This window comes from Psychrobium sp. nBUS_13, from assembly GCF_051201665.1.
Lineage (GTDB): Bacteria > Pseudomonadota > Gammaproteobacteria > Enterobacterales > Psychrobiaceae > Psychrobium.
This window is the reverse complement of record NZ_CP179210.1, coordinates 805,012-829,074: the sequence shown is the minus strand read 5'-3', so window position 1 is coordinate 829,074 and position 24,063 is coordinate 805,012. Positions and strand designations below refer to the sequence as shown.

General features: G+C 41.5%; 18 protein-coding genes. 13 read left to right on the top strand and 5 right to left on the bottom strand.

What is annotated here, in order from left to right; all coding sequences use genetic code 11:
• Positions 1-242 precede the first annotated feature (242 nt).
• The 4 genes from ygfZ to ACMAZF_RS03770 all read left to right on the top strand — a co-directional run bounded on the left by ygfZ (position 243) and on the right by ACMAZF_RS03770 (position 3,147).
• Positions 243-1,196: a tRNA-modifying protein YgfZ gene (gene ygfZ / locus ACMAZF_RS03785; protein WP_435276145.1), complete on the top strand. Its 954-nt coding sequence runs from the start codon at positions 243-245 to the stop codon at positions 1,194-1,196.
• Between the two features lie 51 nt (positions 1,197-1,247).
• Positions 1,248-2,171, top strand: coding sequence for a cytidine deaminase (gene cdd / locus ACMAZF_RS03780; RefSeq protein ID WP_435276144.1), 924 nt, complete (start codon positions 1,248-1,250; stop codon positions 2,169-2,171).
• 98 nt (positions 2,172-2,269) lie between these two features.
• Entirely contained in the window at positions 2,270-2,620 is a 351-nt protein-coding gene (locus tag ACMAZF_RS03775) for a DUF6677 family protein (protein WP_435276143.1), read from the top strand.
• 152 nt (positions 2,621-2,772) lie between these two features.
• Complete coding sequence (locus ACMAZF_RS03770; RefSeq protein WP_435276142.1) at positions 2,773-3,147, top strand: DUF3291 domain-containing protein; 375 nt, start codon at positions 2,773-2,775, stop codon at positions 3,145-3,147.
• 222 nt (positions 3,148-3,369) lie between these two features.
• Here ACMAZF_RS03770 and ACMAZF_RS03765 read toward each other — a convergent pair whose 3' ends face one another.
• Positions 3,370-4,032, bottom strand: coding sequence for a CatA-like O-acetyltransferase (locus tag ACMAZF_RS03765; RefSeq protein ID WP_435276141.1), 663 nt, complete (start codon positions 4,030-4,032; stop codon positions 3,370-3,372).
• Between the two features lie 10 nt (positions 4,033-4,042).
• Positions 4,043-4,972: a D-2-hydroxyacid dehydrogenase gene (locus tag ACMAZF_RS03760; protein ID WP_435276140.1), complete on the bottom strand. Its 930-nt coding sequence runs from the start codon at positions 4,970-4,972 to the stop codon at positions 4,043-4,045.
• A 315-nt stretch (positions 4,973-5,287) separates the two neighbouring features.
• Here ACMAZF_RS03760 and ACMAZF_RS03755 point away from each other — a divergent pair, with 315 nt between their 5' ends.
• From ACMAZF_RS03755 to ACMAZF_RS03715, 9 genes are all read left to right on the top strand, one after another.
• Entirely contained in the window at positions 5,288-6,085 is a 798-nt protein-coding gene (locus tag ACMAZF_RS03755) for a cytochrome C assembly family protein (protein WP_435276139.1), read from the top strand.
• Between the two features lie 82 nt (positions 6,086-6,167).
• Complete coding sequence (locus ACMAZF_RS03750) at positions 6,168-7,466, top strand: HlyC/CorC family transporter (protein ID WP_435276138.1); 1,299 nt, start codon at positions 6,168-6,170, stop codon at positions 7,464-7,466.
• Positions 7,467-7,646: 180 nt separating this feature from the next.
• Entirely contained in the window at positions 7,647-8,882 is a 1,236-nt protein-coding gene (locus tag ACMAZF_RS03745; protein WP_435276137.1) for an efflux RND transporter periplasmic adaptor subunit, read from the top strand.
• A gap of 19 nt (positions 8,883-8,901) precedes the next feature.
• Complete coding sequence (locus tag ACMAZF_RS03740; protein ID WP_435276136.1) at positions 8,902-9,603, top strand: ABC transporter ATP-binding protein; 702 nt, start codon at positions 8,902-8,904, stop codon at positions 9,601-9,603.
• Positions 9,600-12,044: an FtsX-like permease family protein gene (locus ACMAZF_RS03735; RefSeq protein WP_435276135.1), complete on the top strand. Its 2,445-nt coding sequence runs from the start codon at positions 9,600-9,602 to the stop codon at positions 12,042-12,044. The genes ACMAZF_RS03740 and ACMAZF_RS03735 overlap by 4 nt, the downstream gene beginning before the upstream one ends.
• Positions 12,045-12,052: 8 nt before the next feature.
• Positions 12,053-13,414, top strand: coding sequence for a sigma-54-dependent transcriptional regulator (locus ACMAZF_RS03730; RefSeq protein ID WP_435276134.1), 1,362 nt, complete (start codon positions 12,053-12,055; stop codon positions 13,412-13,414).
• Positions 13,404-14,660, top strand: coding sequence for a sensor histidine kinase (locus tag ACMAZF_RS03725; protein ID WP_435276133.1), 1,257 nt, complete (start codon positions 13,404-13,406; stop codon positions 14,658-14,660). The genes ACMAZF_RS03730 and ACMAZF_RS03725 overlap by 11 nt, the downstream gene beginning before the upstream one ends.
• A 342-nt stretch (positions 14,661-15,002) precedes the next feature.
• Positions 15,003-16,583 carry an endonuclease gene (locus tag ACMAZF_RS03720; RefSeq protein ID WP_435276132.1) on the top strand — a complete coding sequence of 527 codons (1,581 nt, stop codon included), beginning with the start codon at positions 15,003-15,005 and terminating at the stop codon, positions 16,581-16,583.
• Between the two features lie 168 nt (positions 16,584-16,751).
• A complete protein-coding gene (locus ACMAZF_RS03715; protein ID WP_435276131.1) occupies positions 16,752-17,711 on the top strand; it encodes a cache domain-containing protein in 960 nt (319 codons plus the stop codon).
• 64 nt (positions 17,712-17,775) lie between these two features.
• On the opposite strand, the gene lpdA is transcribed toward ACMAZF_RS03715, so the two are convergent.
• The 3 genes from lpdA to aceE form a co-directional block, all read right to left on the bottom strand.
• The gene (gene lpdA / locus ACMAZF_RS03710; protein WP_435276130.1) at positions 17,776-19,200 is read right to left on the bottom strand and encodes a dihydrolipoyl dehydrogenase; all 1,425 of its coding nucleotides are present in this window, start codon (positions 19,198-19,200) and stop codon (positions 17,776-17,778) included.
• Positions 19,201-19,363: 163 nt separating this feature from the next.
• Complete coding sequence (aceF, locus tag ACMAZF_RS03705) at positions 19,364-21,343, bottom strand: pyruvate dehydrogenase complex dihydrolipoyllysine-residue acetyltransferase (protein ID WP_435276129.1); 1,980 nt, start codon at positions 21,341-21,343, stop codon at positions 19,364-19,366.
• Positions 21,344-21,354: 11 nt separating this feature from the next.
• Complete coding sequence (gene aceE / locus ACMAZF_RS03700; protein ID WP_435276128.1) at positions 21,355-24,024, bottom strand: pyruvate dehydrogenase (acetyl-transferring), homodimeric type; 2,670 nt, start codon at positions 24,022-24,024, stop codon at positions 21,355-21,357.
• Between the last annotated feature and the right edge of the window lie 39 nt (positions 24,025-24,063).

Sequence of the window (24,063 nt, the reverse complement as noted above, 5' to 3'; positions counted from 1 at the left end):
ATGCTCTGCACTGTTTTAATTACGCTCATCCATGCGCTAATTCGCTGCTCTAGCTCCGGTATCCATACCGTCGTACGTCGTTATAAGAATATTAGGATAACGCAGGGGCAGTTATCGGGAATGAATTAACGACACATCTTGTGCCTAGTATTTGGCACGCATCTCGACTTGCTGAAATCATGTACTTTCATTGGCAACGGGTATAATATGCCTCAAATCACTGTCTATTAAGGTTTCTTCCATTGTTTAATTCTCTGACTACTTTTGATTTTTTCCCGAGTCTACCACTAGGCGTTACTAAACTAGACGGCGCTGATAGTCGTCAATTTTTACAAGGCCAACTAACGTGTGAACTAGACGCACTGACCACCAGCCACAGTCAACTTGGCGCCCATTGTGATGCCAAAGGAAAAATGATGGCGAGCCTTCGCTTAATTGACAATGGTAATGAAGTGCTCGCTCTACAAGCCGCTGAAAATACCGCCAGCCATTTACCTATGCTGACCAAATACGCTGTTTTCTCAAAAGTCACTATCACCGATAGCACTGACAAATTCATATGCAGTGGCTTTTTAGGCCAAGACGCGCAGCAATGGTTAGCCGATAACTACAGTGCTGTATTTAATGCTGAAAATGACGCAATAAATACTGATATTGGCACTGTCGTGAAACTTGATGAGCTTAATGGCCCGCGCTTTCTTGTGGTATCGAATAAAGAACAGAATACGGCATTAACTCAAGCGATAAGCAATGCACAGGCACAATCGCAACCAACATCATTGTGGCAAGCATTAGAATGCGTCAGCGGTGCTCCACAAGTTACTCCAGCAACTCAAGCTGAATTTGTGCCGCAAATGCTAAATTTACAAATGATTGATGGTATTAACTTCAAAAAAGGTTGTTATATTGGCCAAGAAACCGTCGCTCGCATGCACTTTAGAGGGCTAAATAAGCGAGGGATGTTCATTTTGCAGTCTTCATCACATATTGATTGCAACGTCGGTGATAATGTTGAAAAACAACTCGGCGAAAACTGGCGTAACGCGGGAATTGTTGTCAGCGTTGCTCATGTTAATGAGCAAACTATTGCTTGTGCAGTATTACCGACAGATTTTGAACTATCAGAATCAGTTAGAGTAAAAAACAATGTCCAAGGAACCTTTACGGTGACAAAGCCAGCCTATTTTGTCGATTAAGCTAATTTACGGATAGATTTTCTTTCTGCCTACAAAATAAATAAAAATAATATGGCTCATTTTACTAAATTATCGAGCGAGCAATTAACCGATTGTATCGCTCATTTGTCGACTCCGCTGCAACAGCAATTAAAGTCAATTGTCTATCGTGCTGATTTCAATGCATGTTTCACCAGCGAACAAGTGCAGGCGTTATTAGCGCATTATTCAGCTTCAGATAAGGCGAATAAACAGCAACTTTGTCGTGATCTTATTCCACTAGCCCAAAGTTATAGCTTGGCACCCATCTCTTCTTTCTATGTCGGTGCAGTGGCAATGGGAGAATCAGGAAAAATTTACTTCGGCGCAAACATGGAGTTTAAAGGACTCACATTAGCTCAAACCGTTCATGCTGAACAGTCGGTTATTACTAATGCATGGCGTCATCAAGAAACTAAACTCACTATGCTAGCAGTGAGTGCACCACCATGTGGGCATTGTCGTCAGTTCATTAATGAACTGAATGGTGCGTGTGATATCGACGTATTAATCACCAAACAACCGACGACTCGTTTTGCAGATATTCTCCCGATGGCCTTTGGACCAAGTGATTTAGGTATATCAGATCGCCTAATGGTATCACCGGATAATCAACTAACGTTAGCATCAGACTCAATATTGGCTCAACATGCATTATCAGCTGCAACAAGCAGTTACAGTCCATTTAGTCTTAGCCCAAGCGGTATCGCGTTGCAAACTCCCAATGGACTATATCTTGGTCGTTACGCTGAAAACTGCGCCTACAACCCAAGTTTATCACCACTCCAAGGTGCTCTTATTTCCTTGCACCTGAGTGGTGATAATATTAGTGATATTTCAAGCGCAGTACTCGTAGAACGTAAAGATAGCAAGGTGTCACAAGAGAAAACAAGTAAACAGTTACTTAGTTTAATCAGCGATGTCACACTAGAAACCTTGCATTGCAGTGTGAAATAAACACGTTAAATGTTATCGAGCGTTGATTGCCAAATCCCCTTGTGCAATCAACGTCTGACTCGTTACAATGAGTTCATTGTTTGATTAGTGCTGTTATTATGAACTTACCAATAATATGTATCTTATTATCCGCTTTTGCTTTTCCGGGCGCCGCACATTTTTATCTTAAGAGAATAAAAATTGGTGCTTTACTGCTAACCTGCTTTTGTATCCCTTTCTATTTTGTTTTAGGTTTCTTAATCGACCAACTATTCATGGTTTATCATGCGGTATTTGCATTCAAAGTCGAGCCGTCATTAAGCGCCATGTTTTGGTATATGTTTAACAACTTCGTCGATGAGAGCGAGATTCCTTTTATAAAATCTGCCGCATACTACTCTCTGGGGTTTTGGATTATTGGCATTACAGACAGTTTGCGACTCGCATTAAAAGAGAATAAATTGCGCTAGATAGGTTTGTAATTGTCGAAATTTAGGAACATTGAATCTCAGAGCGCACTATTTTCTTCCCCCGGCAACAAACGCTGTCATTTTAAAAAGCACAGTGATAATGAGTTAGCCATTTATAGCGATAAGTAACAATTCATCATAAGGATCGTGGCATGCAACTAGCACAACTTAATATCGCGCAAGCAAAATATGATTTAGACGCTCCGCAAATAAAAGATTTCGTCGATAATTTAGATATCGTCAATGCGACCGCTGAAGATAACCCAGGGTTCGTGTGGCGTCTCAAAGATGATTCCGGCAGCGCTACCAGCACCCAGATATTTAATGATCCAAACATGCTTGTTAACATGTCTATCTGGCGAGATGTCGACAGCTTAAAAGATTTCATGTTCCGCACACATCACAAAGACTTTATGCGCCGTAAAGGTGAATGGTTTCATAAGTTAGAGCATGAAAACTATGTTATGTGGTGGATTGAAGACAATCATATTCCGACCATCGAAGAAGCATTATACCCATTGCATTAAATATTTGCCCACTTGTACTTGTTAAAATTAACTAAAATGGCGTTGCTCTCAATCCTAATAGCCAGCTATTAGTCAATCGAGCGCCTTGTTTTAGCTGATTTTCTCTACGCACAACAAGATCACTTACTTAATGCAATTGGTATTAAATCGGCTTGAGCATCTTAGAGAACACAGCGAAAGTGCTTACGCATTCTCTTTTAAGAAAGTTTTTAACAAGATTATCTAATCGATTAAATAAGTTTCTGGATTATCAAATAACTGCTGTATCTTTTCAAAGAAGCGCCCGACATATAATCCATCCATTACGCCGTGATGCACCTCAACCGATAGCGGCATCATTAAACCTTGTGTTGTTCGAGTCGCTTTGCCATAAACTATTTTAGGAATACTATCGATTGCCGCCGTATTACGGGCATTAGTAAAACTCGAAAAACTCACCCACGGAATCACCGACATATGGACTTCATCTTGCGCTTTGTCGCCGCCAACAAACTGGCTTGCAATAAAAGGACTGGCTTTAGCAGTCTCTTGCGCGATGTGTGCTTTCTCATCAAATTCACTAAATGAATGTGCGTATGGGAAACCGCAAAATCGCATCGTTTCATCATCGGCTAAGATGGCGCAACTCACTTTAATTTTCTCATAAAGACGTACTTCATTGTCAACAATACGCAGCTTGAACGGCGCTAACTCGTTAATTGCTATCTGTGTTAAATAAAGGTAGGCATGAAAAAAGCTAAGTTGCTCTTCCTTGCAATAGGCCAGTAACGTATTGGCGTCAATATCTGCGATGATATTAAACCAAGGATGAGTGGCTAATTGATAAAATTTAAAATGCTCTGCACGCGGCCAATTGGCCAGTTCGATAGTTTGATAATTAGACATAACAACTCAGTTATAGGTATTTTGATAAATTATTGGCCAACATAATAACTAGCCTTTGACGCGCTTCCTTGGCAGCCCACGCAATATGTGGCGTTATAATTAGGTTATCGCCTTGATATTTCAGTAATGGATGATTTGATGGCGGTGGCTCCTGTGATAGCACGTCAAGAGCTGCTCCTGCGATAGAGTTATGCGTCAGTGCATTTAATAATGCTTGCTCGTCAATTAAAGGGCCGCGAGCGGTATTTAATAGCAATGCGCTAGGTTTCATCAGGGCTAATGCATTTTCGTCAATGATATGCTGATTGTCCGCCGTTAAGGGGCAATGCAAAGTCACGACATCACTTTGCTTAAGTAGCGTCTCAAAAGGCACTCGCCCTTTTCTAATAACATCATTATTTGGACGTTCTGCAATCATGACAGACATTCCAAATGCACGAGCGATTTTAGCGACTGCTTGACCAAGTCTGCCATAACCTACAATGCCTAAGGTTTTATCTTGTAATTCATAAGTCGTGAAATCCAAACAACTAAAAAATGCACTGTTAGGCCAGTCATTATTATCAATATACGCTTGATACGGGCGTGCCCTACCAATTAACTGCAACAACAGCGTAAAGGTATGTTGGGCAACAGACTGATCGCCATACCCCTTCACATTCACCACATCTATGCCAAGCTTTTTAGCACACGCCAAGTCAATGTTATTCATACCCGTCGCAGCGACCCCAATCACTTTCAGCTGCGGTAACGCCGTTAGTAGCTGCTCCGTGAGCACCATTTTATTGGTAATGATAAATTGCGCGTCATAACAACGCTCAACAATTTGTTCAGGGCTAGTGGTTTTAAAACTATGCCAGCTATCAAACAAATCAGATAGCGGTGCCAAATCAATATCTTGACCAAGGGTGATTTGATCAAGTAAAACGCCTTTATTCATAACTAATTAATGTGAACTTGCGAAAATATTGTTAGTCTACCGTTTAGATAAAGACAACACTAGCGCTCATGAATAAACCTTTAGCAACTAATACTTCAAAAGAGAAACCACATTGGTCACAATGCCCCAAATGTCGGATGATTAGAGGGATTGTACTGTGGGCTATTATTTCAGGTAGCATTTATTTGTATGTTTATTGATAATAATTTGCAATTAGTAGTGTTAAAACAATGTACTTTTCAAATAGTACTATATAATGCAATTTTTACGCTTGACCATAATGACTTAGGCCTTTGAAACTCGACGTTAAAAACTATGTGGATTGACATTTCATCATTTGGCGCAGCCGTTAGCTACGGCGTATGCCTTACCCTAGTATTACGCAGCTTATTTGCTCATGCCCCACTCAACGAAAAGTTAGTGTTTGGCTTTGCAATTATTGGTATTGGTTTTCATAGTGTTTCATTAGGAAACGTTGTTCTAGGCAGCGATGGCACTAACATGAGCTTGCTGGTGGTCGCATCAATTGTAAGTTGGCTCATTGCCGCATTACTGACGATTGCTATCCCCAAGTTTGCCATAGTAACGTTATTGCCCGTGGTATTTGGTTTTGCACTACTAGCTGTGCTCGGTGTCTGGTTAGTTCCATCAAGTTTTATTACGCATTTTGAAACGCGTCCTGGTTTATTACTACACATTACCATTGCTCTAAATGCTTACAGCACTTTAGTCATTGCTGCATTTTACGCGATTCAATTACACTTAATAGACTCTCGCTTAAAGAGCAAAAAGCTCAACATTGCGAGTACTCCACTGCCACCACTAATGACGGTTGAAAAACAACTTTATCAATTAGTGATGACAGGTTTTGTATTACTGACTCTTTCTTTAGCCAGCGGTTTTTTCTTCCTAGAAAATATGTTGGCTCAAGGACAAGCCCATAAAACTGTTTTATCGATTCTTGCTTGGGCATGTTACGCCTATTTGTTGTGGCAACATCATCAACAAGGCGTGAAGATAAAAACATCAGTTCATGTCACTATCATTGGCGCAGGTCTGTTAACACTAGCTTATTTTGGCAGCCGCTTTATCAGCGAAATGCTGCTAGCCTAGCCTAACTTTGACTATTGCCCTCTTGACCCTAAGCTGTTATCACCGTATAACGAGCTATTAATTATTAAAAGGAACTCCATACTTGGACAGCATATCTACCCTAACGCTCTTTGGGATCCTGTTCGGACTTATCTTATTGTCAGCTTATTTTTCAAGCTCAGAGACAGGGATGATGTCGATTAATCGTTATCGATTACGCCATCAAGTCAAGAATAAGAATAAAGCAGCTAAGCGAGTTGACAAACTTTTACAGCGTCCAGATCGCTTAATTGGCCTTATCTTAATTGGTAATAATCTCGTTAATATTGCTGCTGCTTCACTATCAACTATTATCGCAATTCGATTGTATGGGCCAACAATGGGGCCGGCAGTTGCTACTGTAGCTTTAACGTTGATTGTTCTAATCTTTGCCGAGGTGACACCTAAAACCATTGCAGCATTGCATCCAGAACGAGTCGCTTTTCCTAGTTCACTAATCTTGTTACCGTTATTAAAAATCATGTACCCGTTTGTGTGGTTGGTTAATGTCATTACTAACGGTCTCTTGAGAATCCTAGGGATTAATTCTGCTCGCGAAGGCGAAAATCAGCTTAGCAGTGATGAATTGCGCTCTATCGTCAGTGAAACCTCTGGCATGATCCCTGAGAAGCATCAGCAGATGCTAACCAGTATTCTCGATCTTGAGAAGGTCACCGTAGAAGATATCATGATCCCGCGAAGTGAGATTGGCAGTATTGATATTAATGATGAGTGGAAAAATATCCAGCGCCAATTAAGCCACTTACAACACACACGTATTTTGTTATATCGCGATCAAATTGACGATGCCGTTGGTTTTATCCATGCACGCGATTTAATGCATTTACAATCAAAAGATCAATTTGATAAGTCGAATCTGATCCGTGCGGTACGCGAACTGTACTTCATTCACGAAGCGACTACCCTGAATGTTCAGTTATTGAAGTTCCAAGAAAATAAAGAACGTATTGGCCTAGTCGTTGACGAATACGGCGACATTCAAGGCTTAGTAACACTTGAAGACATCTTAGAAGAAATTGTTGGCGAATTCACAACAAACGTATCACCAACAGTGAGTGAAGAAATTCAGCTTCAAGAAGATGGCAGTTATCTTGTTGAAGGCTCTATGAATATTCGAGAAATGAATAAAGAGATGCAATGGCAATTTCCGACTGATGGCCCTAAAACTATTAACGGTTTATTGTTAGAATATTTTCAAGATATTCCAGATGAAGGCCTGAGTATTCGCCTTGCTGGTTATCCAGTAGAGATCATCGATGTTGAAAATAACATGGTGCAAACGATTCGAATTATTCCTGAGCTCTACTCACCTCAAACTGAAGAAGACGATGACGAAGAATAATTACCGTTAATATCAACACGCTGTTTAGTTATTCATAACCGAACAGCGTTGATTCATAACCGAACATCCTCAAATCTACCCCTTCGATTAAATTCAATAAACACCTGATATAAAACAACTTTAACAGTTGGCATGTTATTTCCAATAACTCGTTATCTACCATCATTGAAATAACGAGCCATGGATATTCAATTACAATCAGCAGCGCCTATCAAGAAATACGCTTTCTTTGCGTTCATAAGTCTTATCACGGCGCTTACTATTTATTTAGTGGTTAAGCCGACGCGGCCAAGTTTCGATGCAAGCGAATTAACGTTCACCACTGCTGAGCAAGGGCCGCTAGATATTTATGTGAATAGTTTTGGCGAGTTTATTTCGCATGAAGAACGATTGCTGACAGCGCCAGCGCGCGGTAAAGTCGCTGAAATTCTTCATCGCCCTGGCGCTGTTGTCACGCCAAGCACCATCATTGCGAAATTAATCAATCCGCAATTGCAACAGGATGTTAGCCAAGCGACCGGCGAACTGAGTCAAGCGAAAGCACAATTAGCGGCTTTCAAATTTGAACAAGAAAGCGAACGCTTAAATCACCTTGGAAAAATAGAAGCGCTTAAGGCCTCACTAGAGCAAGCTCAGCTTGAACTGTCAGTAAACAAACAGCTGTTATCATTTGGCACCGTATCAAAAATAAAATTACAACGCGCTCAATTAGCGTTGAAACAAAGTCAAAACAGCCTCGATTTTCAACAAAAGAAATACCAACAGTTTATCGAAATGCAAGGCTATCAACTAACCCAAAAAACTATCGAAGTAGAGCAACAACAACGTAAGCTCTCTGTGCTCAATCAGCAATTAGATAACATGAATATTCGCGCGGGACTGCATGGAACCTTACAGCATCTAGATATTGCATTAGGCGAGAGTGTAAATTTAGGTCAGTCAATTGCCAAAGTCGGCAGCTTAGATAAGCTAATTGCTAGAATTCGTTTACCACAGCGCCAAGCAGATCAAATATCATTAGGCGCTCAAGTCATCATCGACACTCAAAAAGGTAAAATTGCTGCTCATATCACTCGAATCGAAAGTGTGGTGACAGACGGCTCTGTACTTGCTGAAGCAGCATTAGATGGTGAGCTTACAAGCAACGCTCGCCCTTCACTTACCATTAGCGCCAAAGTATTTGTAGAACATAAACCACATGCCACTCATATCGCGCAATCAGCAGGATTACGGCCAAGTACAAAGCAAACATTATTTGTACGCGCAAACAATCAAATAGAACAACGCAAAGTAACCTTTGGACACCTTACTAAAAATCGACTTATCATTGATTCCGGCCTTCAAGCTGGCGACGTAATTGTTACTAATGATATGCGTGACTTTCATCATTTTACGACACTCGAACTCGTGCAATAACTCATTAAGGAATTTGACAATGACGCAAAAATTACTCGTTAGCGTAACCGATATCACTAAAAATTACCGCAACAAACAAATTGAAACCAAGGCACTCAAAGGTGTTTCCCTAGAAATTTACGAAGGCGAATTTGTCGCGATAACAGGGCCATCAGGCTGTGGGAAGTCAACATTACTATCCATCATGGGATTAATGGACACAGCCACCTCAGGCCAATATTCCATCAGTGATATCGATACGAGTCATTTAAAAGTCGACCAACGTACAATGATCCGCAATAAACATATTGGGTTTGTTTTCCAGTCATTTAATCTGATTGATGATATGACTGTATTTGATAACGTTGCCCTCATATTAGAGCATCGAAAAACACCGAAAGCAGAAATTAAAGAACGAGTAGAAAGCGTATTATCTCAAGTCGATATGCTAGCGCGTCAGCATTACCAACCAAATCAGCTCTCTGGTGGGCAGCAGCAACGCATTGCAATAGCGCGGGCATTAGTCGGCAATCCAGATCTCATCTTAGTGGATGAGCCAACAGGTAACCTCGATACCGTCAATGGCGACAAAGTGATGGCGCTACTTGAAAAGCTCAACAAAGATGGTGCGACCATTGTGATGGTAACCCATGATAGTCGTTATGTTCGCTGTGCAAACCGTCAAATTCAATTACTTGACGGTGAGATTATCACCGAAAAACAATTGGAGGTGGTGGCATGAGCCTAGCCATTAAATCGCTTGGACGCGGTGTAAAACGTATATTTTCATTACCACGCCTAAGTTTATCGTTAGTTATTGCACTAGGGACGACATTAGGTGTTGTTTTATGTGTTACAGCCATTATTTCTGCACTGCTTATCAGGCCCCTAGCGGGCGTGGTTAATGCGCCTATGTTAAAAGTATTGGATTTCAACGCAAATTATGCTGGGTCGATGAATATGGCAATCATGACGCCAAAAAATATAATCCATGCGAGTAACTATTTTAATGATATAGGTGACTGGGGAGCACTTGACGCCAGCACAAGTTCAATTGATATTAATTCAATGAACTATGCTATCACCAAAATTAATGGCAGTAGTAATATTGTAGAAATATTAGGAACACGTGTTTTACTCGGGCAAGGTGTTGAAGATAATCTAGTGAAAAATCACGTATGGATTTCAAAAAGTTTATGGGATAACGCTTATGGTCAAGCCCAATCAACCATTGGCCAAACACTCACGATGAGTGACAAATCATATATTATTGCTGGCGTATTAGAGGATACGTTAGCTATAAAAAGCACGGAACAAATCTATACACAGCAAGTTTGGCAACTAGAAGATTATAGTAAAGCTGTTAGTTATATCGCAAATAGCAGTATCACGGGTAATACCGTCAACAACGTTGTTATCAAATTAAACGAGAGTAACAACGAATTCCCTTCTATGGAAGCATTGAATGACTGGATGCGACACTTCATTGATTCTGAAATCGATATTCCTAATATTAAAGAGTTTCTACAAGCGCTTCCACTATCAAACAAAATAACCGACTACAAAACTGGTTTATTGGGCGCTAGCTATACGCTAGTACTCGCGTTAATCATCACTGCTATCGGGCTTTTGTTAATGGCTACTTTAAATCTTATCAATTTGTTTATGAGCCATTATCAAAGCCGCACTAAAGAATTTGCGATTCAATTAAGCGCTGGCGCCACAGCCTCTCGTTTACGTTTTTTAATGATTATTGAAAATATTCCTAGCTTTATGCTTGCTGGGATCTTAGGCACGTTATTGGGCAGTTGGTTAATCAAAGCCTTACCGTTACTCACTAACAATCAACTGCCATTACTTGATAGCATCCACATTGATTTCTTAACGATAGCTATTGGTTTTATTTTAGTATTGTCCCTTTCAATATTATTTGGATGTTTATCGCTAACTCAACTCGATAGAATCAATATCATAAAAAATCTCAATAGCAGTGGAAAAGGTACGGCAGCTCAATCAAGTAGCTCAATTAGTAAAGTACTCATGGTCATTCAAATAACAATCGCATCATTATTAGTGACAGGGTCAATCGTCAATGCGAAGAAAAATTATGATGGTGTATTTGAAGACATCGGTATGACAATCGACAATATACAGCAACTGTCGTTTACAATCATTGATGACTCATGGTTTGAATCCCTAGACTCGAAAAGCGATGAACTAGCACAACTAGAAGCACAGCTTGCTAAAGCAATTGAACAAGAAATAACTGATAGCCAAGTTATTCTTGTATCAAACCGGGGGGTATTACGAGATGGAGTCGTCACTTTCGCTTCTGTTTCTTCAGGGGATAAAGAGATCACTTATATATACAAGCATACTAATGCAGGCTATTTTAAAGCCATGAACATTGCTGTTTTAGCTGGCACTCTCCCTACTACGGATGACATTTTCAATAAAAACAATGCACGAGTTATCGATGAGAATTTTGCCAAGGTGTTTTTTTCTGGCATAGCATATGATGACATTATCGGCCAAAAAATATCTTTTAGAGACGACAGGACTGTGGGCGCTATTGTTGCTGAAACCGGGTTTAAAAACACACGTATCGCACCTTTGATGTACTCATATTCCAAAAGTGCTCACAAAGACATAATCATCACTATTGCATTGCCAACAGCAAGAGAGCTGCCATTAGACCAATTAAAAACACACTTTGATACAGCATTTAATCAGCTCGAAATAACAGGAGTCCAATCTATTGATTCCATTTGGAATGAAATGACTGCAGTTAAACGTTTGACGCTTTATGTTCTTATTGGAATAACAATATTAACAATAATTTTAGCGGCTATCGGTATCTCTGGCCTCGCACTCATGACTACGCATCAGAAAAAATATGAGTTGGCGATACGCATGTCTACAGGCGCAAATCAATTAACATTGATTACTTTTATTTTAAAGCAAACAATGTGGGTATTAGCAGTTGGCCTGCTGCTTGGCTTTGCAATTTCAGCATTTGGTTATGATTACTTTCAAAAAACGATAACTCTATTACCTCAATTCAATTGGTTAACTTTAATGTATCTGGATATTGGATTGATCATTGTTGTGCTACTATCAGTACTCATTCCTACTTGGCGCGTGATAAAAAAAGATCCATTAAGCGCGCTGCGACAAGAGTAAATTAATCAATGAGTCAAACGCTGTTAATTTGTGATGATGACGCCGATATAAGATTGGCGTTATCATTAATGCTCGCTGATCAGGGATATAACATCATTGAAGCTGACAGCCCCAAAGCGGTTGTTACTAGCGCCCAACGCAATCAACCTGATGTTATATTACTCGATATGAACTTTTCCCGTGATACAACAAGTGGTCAGGAAGGTTTATGGTTAATTGAGCAACTTAAACCGTTGTCTATTCCTATCATTCTAATGACAGCATGGGGCTCTATCGAATTAGCAGTAAAAGGCCTTAATTTAGGGGCGAATGATTTTATTGAAAAACCTTGGAATAAAGATCGATTACTCAAGAGTATTCAACAACAGGTTAAATTAAAACAATTAACCTCAGAAAATAAGACCCTAAAGCAATTATTGATTCCCTCAACATCGTCTCTAACGTGGTCAGCATTATCACCTAGCATGAAAAAAGTTGATGAATTAATACGTCAGATCGCGCCAACCGATGCTAATTTGTTAATTTTAGGAGAGAATGGCACCGGAAAGTCGCTTTTGGCACAGCGTGTCCATCAACTTTCAGCAAGAGCAGAGCAGCCATTGGTACAAGTTAATATGGCTGCCATCCCACACAACTTATTTGAAAGCGAATTATTTGGCCACCAAAAAGGGGCTTTTACCGACGCTAAATCTGCTCGTATTGGGCGCTTTCAGCTTAGCGAAAACTCGACATTATTTCTGGATGAGATAGGTACGTTGCCACTAGCACTGCAACCTAAACTATTGCGAGTATTAGAAACCGGGCAATATGAAATTGTTGGTTCAAGTACCACTCAACAAAGTAATGCGAGAATAATCAGCGCAACCAACGCTGACCTTTCATCATTGGTTACTGGTGGCGAGTTTCGCCAAGATCTGCTGTATCGGCTAAATACCTTTGTGATTAAGCTGCCGCCACTACGAGAGCGCCAACAAGATATTAAACCCCTCACTCAAGTATTTATTAAACAGCTTTGCGATAAATACAACAAACCGCTTTGCGTGCTATCAACATCAGCACTGGCTAAATTAATAACTCATCAATGGCCTGGCAATATACGAGAGTTACAACACGTTATAGAGCGAGCGGTTCTACTGTGTAATAAGCAGGAAATTGATGACAGTCTTATTTTGATTGACCATACTGAGCAACCACCCACTGCGTTGTTAACAGATAGCGACTTGCACCTTGAACAACACGAAAAGCGCTTAATCAATCGCGCGATTGAAATATCCAACGGCCATATTACTGACGCCGCAAAATTGCTAGGTATTTCGAGAAACTCTCTTTATCGCCGCTTAGAAAAGCACGAGATAAATCATGACACATGAACGCAAACTACAGCTTGGCTTATGCATTAACGCCAGTCTTATTATTTTGCTTAGCGTGATCATTGCTTCTCAATTTCAGTGGTCAACATTGGCTATATTGACCCTAGTATTCGTTTTATTTCTCACCTTATCCTTTGTGAGTTATAGCTATTATGAGCATTGGCGACAAACATTAATGAACCTAACAAGCTATACCCAATTATTAAGTGAAGGCGTCACAAACGTCGCCCCATTACTCAATAATACCAATGGGCTTATCGATGAACTTCAACTAGAAATAAATAACCTTGCGACAAGTAAAGTAATGCAATCGGATTCAACATCCAAAACACTATCTGCGCTCATGGATGAATGGCCAATTGCTGTTGCATTATTTAACCAACACCAGCAGCTTTTATATCGCAACCCTGCAATGTTAGAGACGCTTAGGCTACCGCTGCTCATTGGTACGACAGCAGCACAAAGTGGATTTACGGCTCATGATAATAATGGCGAACTGACACATCCCGACTTTAACCAACAATGGCAAACGCAAAATCTGTGGTTTAGCGATGATGAACAACGCATTCAAATGTTAACGGCGACAAATATAGGACAATCATTGCGGGCACATGAGAGCGTCATCCAAGAGAACTTGATTCGCGTGTTTAGTCACGAACTTAGAAATTCACTAACACCTATGGAATCAATGACTGACACACTATTATCACAAGAAGTACCGTCACCACAAAACACCAAGCTTGTATTAACAAGAATAAATCAAAGAAGTAAGCACTTACTAGAATTCATCAATCAATATGCAGATTTAAGCCGTTTATCTCATCCCAATTTACGATGGTTCGAATTTAAGCCATTAATTGATGAATCAAAAACAGTATTACCTAACCATACAAAGGTTATCGTCAAAGGAGAAAAGCGTTGTTTTGGCGATGTTACACAGCTCTCAATGGTATTAATCAATTTGTTCAAAAATGCATTTCAAGCGACAGCCGACGAAGAGTTAGCATTAAACATTGCGCTTTATCATGACAATGGCCTCCAATTTATTGAAGTTGTCGATAATGGACTAGGCTTCACCAACCTTAAAAATGCGACCACGCCTTTTTATACGACCAAGCAAGCAGGAAGCGGAATTGGACTCGCCCTATCAAGAGAAGTCGTGCACCAGCATGGGGGACAATTAATCATTGAAAACAGAGGGAATGCGGCGGGCGCAAAGATAACGCTAAAATGGCCAATCCACTAGCATCTTCAAAATACGACCTTATAAGAAATACAGTTATAATACCAATTGCATTAAATATTTGCCCACTTGTACTTGTTAAAATTAACTAAAATGGCGTTGCTCTCAATCCTAATAGCCAGCTATTAGTCAATCGAGCGCCTTGTTTTAGCTGATTTTCTCTACGCACAACAAGATCACTTACTTAATGCAATTGGTATAAGATATATCCTTTAGCGCTAAAACAACTGTTTAACCCACGGTTTGTTACATTTTATTTACATTTCATCTGTGCCATAATCCGCTCGTTGTTCAAAGGGACTTGGTAAATCAATAATTCCTTTTAATAACAAGAATTAAAATTAAATGAAAAAAAATAAACTATTATTGGCCATTGGCCTAACCGTGACTTCCCCGCTAGCTTTAGCTGATGTCGTACTAAGTGAAGTACTTTATGACGCACCAAATAACGATACGACTGAAGAATATGTAGAGCTATTTAATGCAAGCTGTAATGCTATTAATCTTAATGATTACAAGCTGCAAGATAATGGCGTAACCTACCAGCTTTCAGGCACTATCGAGCCAAGCAGTTACTTCGTCGTTGCTCGTAATGCGAATGGCTATCAAGGCTTATTTAACCAATCTCCTAACCTATCAAATCTTTCTCTAAGCTTAGGCAACTCTGGTGACTACGTTAAGCTACTTAAAAATAACAACACCATAGATACTGTTGCTTGGGAAGGTGGATTATCGGGTTGGAGCATTTCAACGCGCAATAAATCAATTCATCGCACATCACTTAGCGCTGGTAACGGTGCTTGGGCTGTAAGTAGTAATGCAGGTTCGCATCTAAGCGGCAGCCTAACGTATAACTGTGCACCAGTGGTTGATGATAGCAAGCTAAAAAACAACCAAGCTAAAACGGGTTTATCAGTAACCCGTGGCAACACACTAAACTTTACAATTGACGTACCAGCAAACGCGAGTAAATTAGACGTGAGCATTGCAGGTAACAATGGTGATGCTGACTTGATTGTTAGTCTCAATAACAACGAATTATGTAAACCATACCTTCACGGTAGTAACGAACAGTGCGAGCTTAGCAACCCTACAGCAGGCACGTATTCTGTTGATGTTGATGCCTATACATCGTTTAGCAACGTTTCATTATTAGCGAAAGTAACCGCACCAGTAACAACTCCGCCACCACCACCGCCTTCTGGTGATTATAACTATGACGTTTATTATCAATCGGCGATTGGCAAATCAGGCGCGACATTAAAGTCAGCCCTTAACGCATTGGCAAAAGATCACGTACGCTTTAGCTACAGCCAAGCGTGGGATGGATTAGGCTATGCCGATGAAGATCCAAATAACACTAATAATGTTATTCTTTTATATACTGGTCGTTCAGCGCCTAAAACTAACCGCGCAGGCATGAGCAATTCACAAGATGCTTGGAATCGCGAACATGTGTGGGCCAAAAGCCATGGTTTCCCAAGTTCAGGTCAGCACGCTTATACCGACTTCCATCACTTACGCCCAGCAGATGTTAGTGTAAACAGTGCTCGTGGTAATAAAGACTTCTTAAACGGCGGTAGTGAAATCGGTGAAGCACCAGGCAACTTTACTGACAGTGATAGTTTCAAAGCAGCTGATACTGTGAAAGGTGACGTAGCCCGTATGATTTTCTATATGGATGTTCGTTATGAAGGAAACGACAATAGTGGAACGCCAGACTTATCAATTGCTAACGGCACGACACGTACTGGTGTTGCGCAATTAGGTGACTTATGTACGTTATTACAATGGCATTTAGATGATCCAGTAAGCAACTGGGAACGTCGCCGTAACAGCCGTATTTTTGAGTGGCAGAAAAACCGAAACCCGTTCATCGATAACCCACAGTGGGCAACAGAGCTTTATCAATCTCAGTGTCCTTAGTTAATCATAAGCCTCACGGATCATCGTGAGGCTTATTCAGCACCAAAACATTATTAATAAATATTTATAGCACTAAAGTTTTACTTGACCCCAACCTGTTCAGCTAGTTATTCTAAGTTAAAGAATGTCACTGTAGTGGTGCGTCAAAACATACTCTAGGATGATACGGTGTTACTAAAACACAAACTTTACACCAGCCTTATCGCTGCAACACTGCTTCCTTTGTGTATTTCTACACTATTTTTTTCAAACAGCCTGCATGAGCTAGCCAGTAACAAACTTGCCAAACAAGAACTACCAACCGCATTAAGTAATGTTCGTAACGCCATTGAATGGCAACTCTCAGAGCCCATTGCAACCTCTCGCGGCATAGCAACTAACTCATTTGTAAAGCAGTGGCTTGAAGAAGGTGAGCCACTTAAAAATACCGAGCAATACATTAATTACTTAAATAACGTCAAGCTCACTGATGATGCAATCAGTGCATTTATCGTTTCTGATACCTCACAACAATATTATTCATACAGTGGAGAAATTAGACAACTCTCCTATCCTTCTGACAATTGGTTTACCGATTTTTTATCATCTAATAAACGTTACGGTTTAGTCTTCGATATTAATAAACAGACAGGCAAAGCAAAAGTTTATGTTAACTACGTTATAGAGGTGGATGGTGAACGACGTGGCCTAGCAGGTATTTCGCATTCAGTAAGCTCCATGAATGAAATCATTCAAAGCCAATCAATAGGCAATGGTGGAATAGTATATTTAGTTGATGCCGTCGGTGAAATAAAGCTTCACCCCGACCAATCGATGATTGGTGAGTCCATCCCGCTTAACAACATTATTTATGGCCTTCAAACAACTATTGAACGTGATAAGCAGACACTTGTCTCATCAAGTATTCCACTGCAATCCTTAGACTGGCATTTGGTGGCAGAAATTCCACAAGACAAATTGTATGGCCCCATCGACGAAGCAATTCGCAACAATCTACTATTTGGCGGCTTGATCGCAGTGCTAGGTGTCATGCTTATCATTTTACTCGTTAATCGGATGTTTAGACCCATCGAACAAATTACAAATTCAGTGTCTTCCCTCGCCGCCAAGATCGTTGGTAAGCATTAGCATCAAATAGGCATAAAAAAAGCAGCTCACTGAGCTGCTTTTTCATTAATTTATCAAAGGATAATTACTTTTTCTTAACCGCTTTTGGGTTAGGTAAATCAGTAATAGAACCTTCGTAAATCTCTGCCGCCATACCGATTGATTCGTGTAGCGTTGGGTGAGCGTGAATTGTGAGACCGATATCTTCAGCATCACAACCCATTTCGATTGCTAGGCCGATTTCACCCAGTAACTCACCTGCGTTTTCGCCAACTAAAGCACCACCGATTACGCGATCTGTGTCTTTGTCGAAGATTAGCTTAGTCATACCGTCAGAAACGTCAGATGCGATAGCACGGCCACTTGCAGCCCATGGGAACTTAGCTACTTCAAAGTTAACGCCCTGCTCTTTCGCTTCTTTCTCGGTTAAACCAACCCAAGCAACTTCTGGGAAGGTGTAAGCGATTGAAGGAATAACTTTAGGGTCGAAGAAATGGTTTTGACCAGCAATAACTTCAGCAGCAACGTGTGCTTCATGAACCGCTTTGTGTGCAAGCATTGGTTGACCAACAACATCACCGATAGCGAAGATGTTTGGTACGTTAGTACGCATTTGTTTATCAACGTTAATGAAACCACGCTCATCAACGGCGATACCAGCACCCTCTGCGCCAATTTGTAAACCATTTGGCGCACGGCCGATAGCAACTAAAACAGCATCATAACGAATTGGATCGGTAGGTGCTTTCTTGCCTTCTACTGATACGTAGATGCCGTCGTCTTTCGCTTCAACAGCTGTTACTTTCGTAGAAAGCATGATGTTGAAACGTTTTTTGTTAGCTTTCGTATAGATACGAACCATGTCAGCATCAGCCGCTGGGATAAGCTGGTCGAACATTTCAACCACGTCTACTTCACTACCTAGTGATTCGTAAACAGTACCCATTTCAAGACCGATGATACCACCGCCCATGACTAATAGTTTCTTAGGCACTTCTTCTACTTTTAGTGCGTCAGTAGAGTTCCAGATGCGTGGGTCGCTATGTGGAATGAATGGCAATTCGATTGGGCGTGAACCACACGCGATAATCGCGTTTTCAAAGTTAATCGTTGTGTTTTCTTCACCTTCAACAACCATGCTAGTCGTGCTAGTAAATTTAGCCGTACCCGTAACAGTTTTCACTTTACGCATCTTAGCCATACCAGCAACACCCGCGCTAAGTTTGTTAACAACGCCTTCTTTATAGCCACGGATTTTAGTGATATCGATTGTTGGCTCACCGTATGAAATACCGTGCGCTTCAATGTGTTTTGCTTCTTGAGTTACTTTAGCAACATGTAATAGTGCTTTAGAAGGGATACAACCAACGTTTAAACAAACGCCGCCTAGCTCTTTGTATTTTTCTACTAATACAACATCTAAACCTAAATCTGCTGCGCGAAACGCTGCTGAATAACCACCAGGGCCTGCGCCCAATACTACAACCTGAGTTTTGATTTCGTTGCTCATTTTCACCTCGATGTATGTTCATTTATACCAATGTATAAATGTAAGTATCTTTTTGTTAGCGCAATTTTAACTAGCTACTCTGCTTATGTATAGCTTAATTGGCTACTTTATTTGTTTTAAAACAAAGCCGCTATTTTTACAGTAAAAGTAGCGGCTTTGAGGGCTAAAGTACCAGACGACGAATGTCTGATAGTACGCCAGCTAATGTTGCGCTAAAGCGTGCAGCTTCGGCGCCATCGATCACGCGATGATCATATGACGTTGATAGTGGCACCATTAGTTTAGGTAAGAACTCTTTACCGTTCCACTTAGGTTTCATTTCAGACTTAGACACGCCTAAGATTGCTACCTCAGGTGCGTTTACGATAGGTGTAAACGCTGTGCCACCGATGCCGCCAAGGCTAGAAATCGTGAAACACCCCCCTTGCATATCAGCAGCTTTTAGCTTGCCATCGCGAGCCTTCTTAGAAATTTCGCCAAGTTCGCGTGATAACTCGTGAATACCTTTTTGATCAACATCGCGAACAACTGGAACCACAAGTCCGTTTGGCGTATCAACAGCAATACCAATATGAATGTATTTTTTCAATACTAAGCTTTCACCGTCTGCACTCAATGATGAGTTAAACGTTGGGTGAGCAGCTAACGCTTTAGCAGCCGCTTTCATGATGAATACAAGTGGCGAGATCTTCAGACCAAGCTTTTGTTTCTCAGCAATCGCGTTTTGCTCTTTACGGAATACTTCAAGCTCTGTGATATCCGCTTCATCAAAATGCGTGACGTGTGGAATAGTCACCCAGTTTTTATGTAAGAACGGACCAGAAATCTTCTGAATACGTGATAAAGCTTTCACTTCAACTTCACCAAACTTAGCAAAATCTACAGGCTTAGCCTTAACCACTTCTAAGTAGTTGCCGTCGCCAGCTGCAGCTGGTGCTGACGCACTTGCTTTTGGTTTCGCCAATTCGGCTTTAACATAGTTTTGAACATCATCACGTAATACGCGACCTTTACGGCCTGTGCCAGCAACTAGCGTTAAATCAACACCAAATTCACGAGCAATGCGGCGTACCGACGGACTTGCGTGTGCAGTGCCTTTAGCTTCAACTGGCGCATCAGCAACGGGTGCTGGCTTAGTTGGTGCAGGAGCGATTGGCGCTTGAGCAGCAGGAGCCGCTTGTGGCGCAGGTGCAGCAACTGGAGCTTGTGCAGTAACAGTTTCGCCACCAGCAGTTTCGATCGTAGCGATGATAGTTCCAGTCGCTACTTTGCCGCCTGTTTCAATACGCAGCTCTTTCACAACACCAGCAAACGGTGCAGGAACATCCATCGTCGCTTTGTCTGTTTCAAGGGTAATTAAACCATCTTCTTCAGCAACGGTATCGCCAACTTTCACTAATACGTCGATAACATCAACTTCGCCATCTTCGCCGATATCTGGAACCGCAACATCTTTAATGGCTGGCGCAGCAGTAGCCACAGGTGCAGCAACAGGGGCCGCTTCAACAACTGGTGCAGGAGCAGCTTCAACTGCAGGCGCAGCAGTAGGGGCAGAGCCTTGAGCTTCAAGGATAACGATTAATGAGCCTTCACCCACTTTATCGCCAACTACAACCTTAACTTCTTTCACAGTTCCAGCAAATGGCGCTGGAACGTCCATCGTTGCTTTGTCAGTCTCAAGCGTAATTAGACCATCTTCCTCAGCAACAACATCACCCACGCTTACCAATACTTCGATAACGTCAACTTGACCGTCTTCACCGATATCTGGCACGTGAACTTCTTTCGCTTCACTTACTACTGCCGCCGCAGTAGCAGCAACAACTGGCGCTGCTTCAACGACTGGTGCAGGAGCAGCTTCTTGAGCTGGAGCAGATGCTGGCTCAGCAGCCGGTGCTGATGCACCCGCTACCGCCATTGCGCCAAGGCGTGAACCTTCAGACACTTTATCACCAACACTGATGCTTAATTCACTAATCGTGCCAGCAAACGGAGCAGGAATATCCATTGACGCTTTATCAGACTCAACGGTAATAATTGCCGCTTCTTCTTCAACTGTCTCGCCAACGGCCACACAGATTTCAATAATTTCGACTTCTTCGCCGCCAACATCGGGGACTAGGATATCTTGTAAATCAGACATAATATTTATCCTTATGCGTAAAGCGGGTTAGTTTTGTCACCAGAAATGTTGAAACGCTCCATAGCGCCTAACAATACTGATTGCTCGATCTTGCCACGTTTAACCAATTCAGACAGTGAAGCAACAACAACGTGTGCTGCATCAACTTCAAAGTGTGAACGCAAGTTAGCACGGCTATCACTACGACCAAATCCGTCAGTACCTAGTACTTTGTAAGAACCAGGGATGTAAGCACGTACTTGCTCTGCAAATGACTTCATGTGATCCGTTGAAGCAATAACGACATTATCTTCGTCTTTACCTAATACTTCGGTAATGTAAGGTACTTTCGGTGCTGCTGTTGGGTTAAGCATATTTTCACGCTCAACTGATTGACCATCACGACCTAGTTCATTAAACGACGTCACGCTAAACAGTTCAGAGGTTACATCGTAATCGCTTGCTAAGATGTCAGCTGCTTGACGAACTTGTTCAAAGATAGAACCACAACCTAATAACTTAACTGTATTAGCGCCGCCTTTAACAGTCGCGAACGGATAGATACCTTTAACGATACCTTCTTCAACACCTTCAGGCATCGCAGGTTGTTGGTAGTTCTCGTTAAGCGTTGTTAGGTAGTAGAAGATGTTCTCTTGCGCTTCACCGTACATACGCTCGATACCGTTTTGTACGATAACTGCTAACTCATAACCGTATGTTGGATCGTAAGATACACAGTTAGGAATAGTACCCGCTTGAATGTGGCTGTGACCGTCTTGATGTTGCAGACCTTCACCATTTAGTGTTGTACGACCTGACGTACCACCAACCATGAAACCACGTGCTTGCATGTCGCCAGCAGCCCACGCCATGTCGCCAATACGCTGGAAACCAAACATTGAGTAGTAGATGTAGAACGGGATCATCGGACAATCGTTCACTGAGTATGACGTTGCTGCCGATACCCAAGAACCCATTGCACCTAACTCGTTAATACCTTCTTGTAATACTTGACCACTTTGGTCTTCACGGTAGTAAGCAACTTGATCACGATCTTGTGGCACGTATTTTTGGCCTTCGTGCGCATAAATACCTACTTGACGGAACATACCTTCCATACCAAATGTACGCGCTTCATCTGGCACGATAGGTACAACACGTTTACCAATTGCTTTATCTTTAACTAATGCCGTCATCAAACGAACCATTACCATGGTTGTTGAAATTTCACGTTCGCCGCTGCCCTTAGTGATTGAATCAAAAATGCTTAACGAAGGAATTTGTAACGCTTCACTAAATTTAGGAAGACGCTTAGGCATAACACCACCAAGTGCGTCACGACGTGCTTTCATATACTTCATTTCAGCACTGTCTGCAGGCGGACGGTAATACGGTAAACTTGGTAAGTCTTCATCTGATACAGGAATATTGAAACGGTCACGGAATTCTTTAAGTACTTCCATATCCATTTTCTTAACACCATGTGCGATGTTTTTACCTTCGGCTGAATCACCCATGCCATAACCTTTAACGGTTTTAGCTAAGATAACTGTTGGACGATCTTTGGTTGCTTTTGCTTGTGCATAAGCCGCGTAAACTTTTGCTGGATCGTGACCACCACGATTCAAGCGCCAAATATCTTCATCAGTCATGTCTTTTACAAGCTCAGCAGTCTCTGGATATTTACCAAAGAAGTGCTCACGTGTGTATGCCCCGCCTTTTTGCTTACAGTTTTGGTATTCACCATCAACGGTTTCTTCCATTAACTGTCGCAACTTACCAGACTTGTCTTTAGCGAGTAACGGCTCCCAATGATGTCCCCAAATAACCTTGATAACATCCCAGCCTGCGCCGCGGAATTCACCTTCAAGTTCTTGGATAATCTTGCTGTTACCACGTACCGGTCCATCAAGACGCTGTAAATTACAGTTGATGATGAAACATAAGTTATCTAAGCCTTCACGTGCCGCTAAGCCGATCGCACCTAATGATTCTGGCTCATCACACTCGCCATCGCCCATGAAGCAATATACCGTTTGACCTGAACAGTCTTTGATACCGCGATCTGTTAGGTACTTAAGGAAACGTGCTTGGTAAATCGCTTGAATTGGACCAAGACCCATAGATACCGTTGGGAACTGCCAGTATTCAGGCATTAATTTCGGATGCGGATAAGACGATAAACCATCATCAAAGGCTTCTTGACGGAAATTATCCATTTGCGCTTCAGTAAAACGGCCTTCTAAGAAAGAACGTGCGTAGATACCTGGCGAAATATGACCTTGAAAGTAAACTAAATCACCACCATCAACATCGTTTGGTGCCTTGAAGAAATGGTTAAAGCCTACATCATATAATGTTGCAGATGACGCGAAGCTTGCGATATGACCGCCTAGCTCTAAATCTTTTTTAGACGCACGCAATACCATTGTTTGGGCATTCCAGCGGATCATTGAACGAATGTTACGTTCGATGTGCGGGTCGCCAGGCATTTGAGGTTGATTGGCAGTAGCAATAGTATTCAGATATGCAGTCGTTGCATTGTAAGGTAGATGCCCACCTTTACGACGTGCACTATCGATTAATTTTTCAAGAAGGTAGTGAGCGCGCTCTGCGCCTTCTTCTTTTAACACTGAATCAAGTGATTCAATCCACTCTTGCGTTTCTAGCGGATCGATATCATGAAGATTGATGCCTGACATAATCTTATCCTTTATGGTTGTTTGCCTTTTCTTAAATCA

Bases quoted from the DNA above. Each gene is read 5' to 3' on its own strand.
- cdd (WP_435276144.1), top strand. From the start codon at position 1,248: ATGGCTCATTTTACTAAATTATCGAGCGAGCAATTAACCGATTGTATC.
- ACMAZF_RS03775 (WP_435276143.1), top strand. From the start codon at position 2,270: ATGAACTTACCAATAATATGTATCTTATTATCCGCTTTTGCTTTTCCG.
- ACMAZF_RS03770 (WP_435276142.1), top strand. From the start codon at position 2,773: ATGCAACTAGCACAACTTAATATCGCGCAAGCAAAATATGATTTAGAC.
- ACMAZF_RS03765 (WP_435276141.1), bottom strand. From the start codon at position 4,032: ATGTCTAATTATCAAACTATCGAACTGGCCAATTGGCCGCGTGCAGAG.
- ACMAZF_RS03760 (WP_435276140.1), bottom strand. From the start codon at position 4,972: ATGAATAAAGGCGTTTTACTTGATCAAATCACCCTTGGTCAAGATATT.
- ACMAZF_RS03755 (WP_435276139.1), top strand. From the start codon at position 5,288: ATGTGGATTGACATTTCATCATTTGGCGCAGCCGTTAGCTACGGCGTA.
- ACMAZF_RS03745 (WP_435276137.1), top strand. From the start codon at position 7,647: ATGGATATTCAATTACAATCAGCAGCGCCTATCAAGAAATACGCTTTC.
- ACMAZF_RS03740 (WP_435276136.1), top strand. From the start codon at position 8,902: ATGACGCAAAAATTACTCGTTAGCGTAACCGATATCACTAAAAATTAC.
- ACMAZF_RS03735 (WP_435276135.1), top strand. From the start codon at position 9,600: ATGAGCCTAGCCATTAAATCGCTTGGACGCGGTGTAAAACGTATATTT.
- ACMAZF_RS03730 (WP_435276134.1), top strand. From the start codon at position 12,053: ATGAGTCAAACGCTGTTAATTTGTGATGATGACGCCGATATAAGATTG.
- ACMAZF_RS03725 (WP_435276133.1), top strand. From the start codon at position 13,404: ATGACACATGAACGCAAACTACAGCTTGGCTTATGCATTAACGCCAGT.
- ACMAZF_RS03720 (WP_435276132.1), top strand. From the start codon at position 15,003: ATGAAAAAAAATAAACTATTATTGGCCATTGGCCTAACCGTGACTTCC.
- lpdA (WP_435276130.1), bottom strand. From the start codon at position 19,200: ATGAGCAACGAAATCAAAACTCAGGTTGTAGTATTGGGCGCAGGCCCT.
- aceF (WP_435276129.1), bottom strand. From the start codon at position 21,343: ATGTCTGATTTACAAGATATCCTAGTCCCCGATGTTGGCGGCGAAGAA.
- aceE (WP_435276128.1), bottom strand. From the start codon at position 24,024: ATGTCAGGCATCAATCTTCATGATATCGATCCGCTAGAAACGCAAGAG.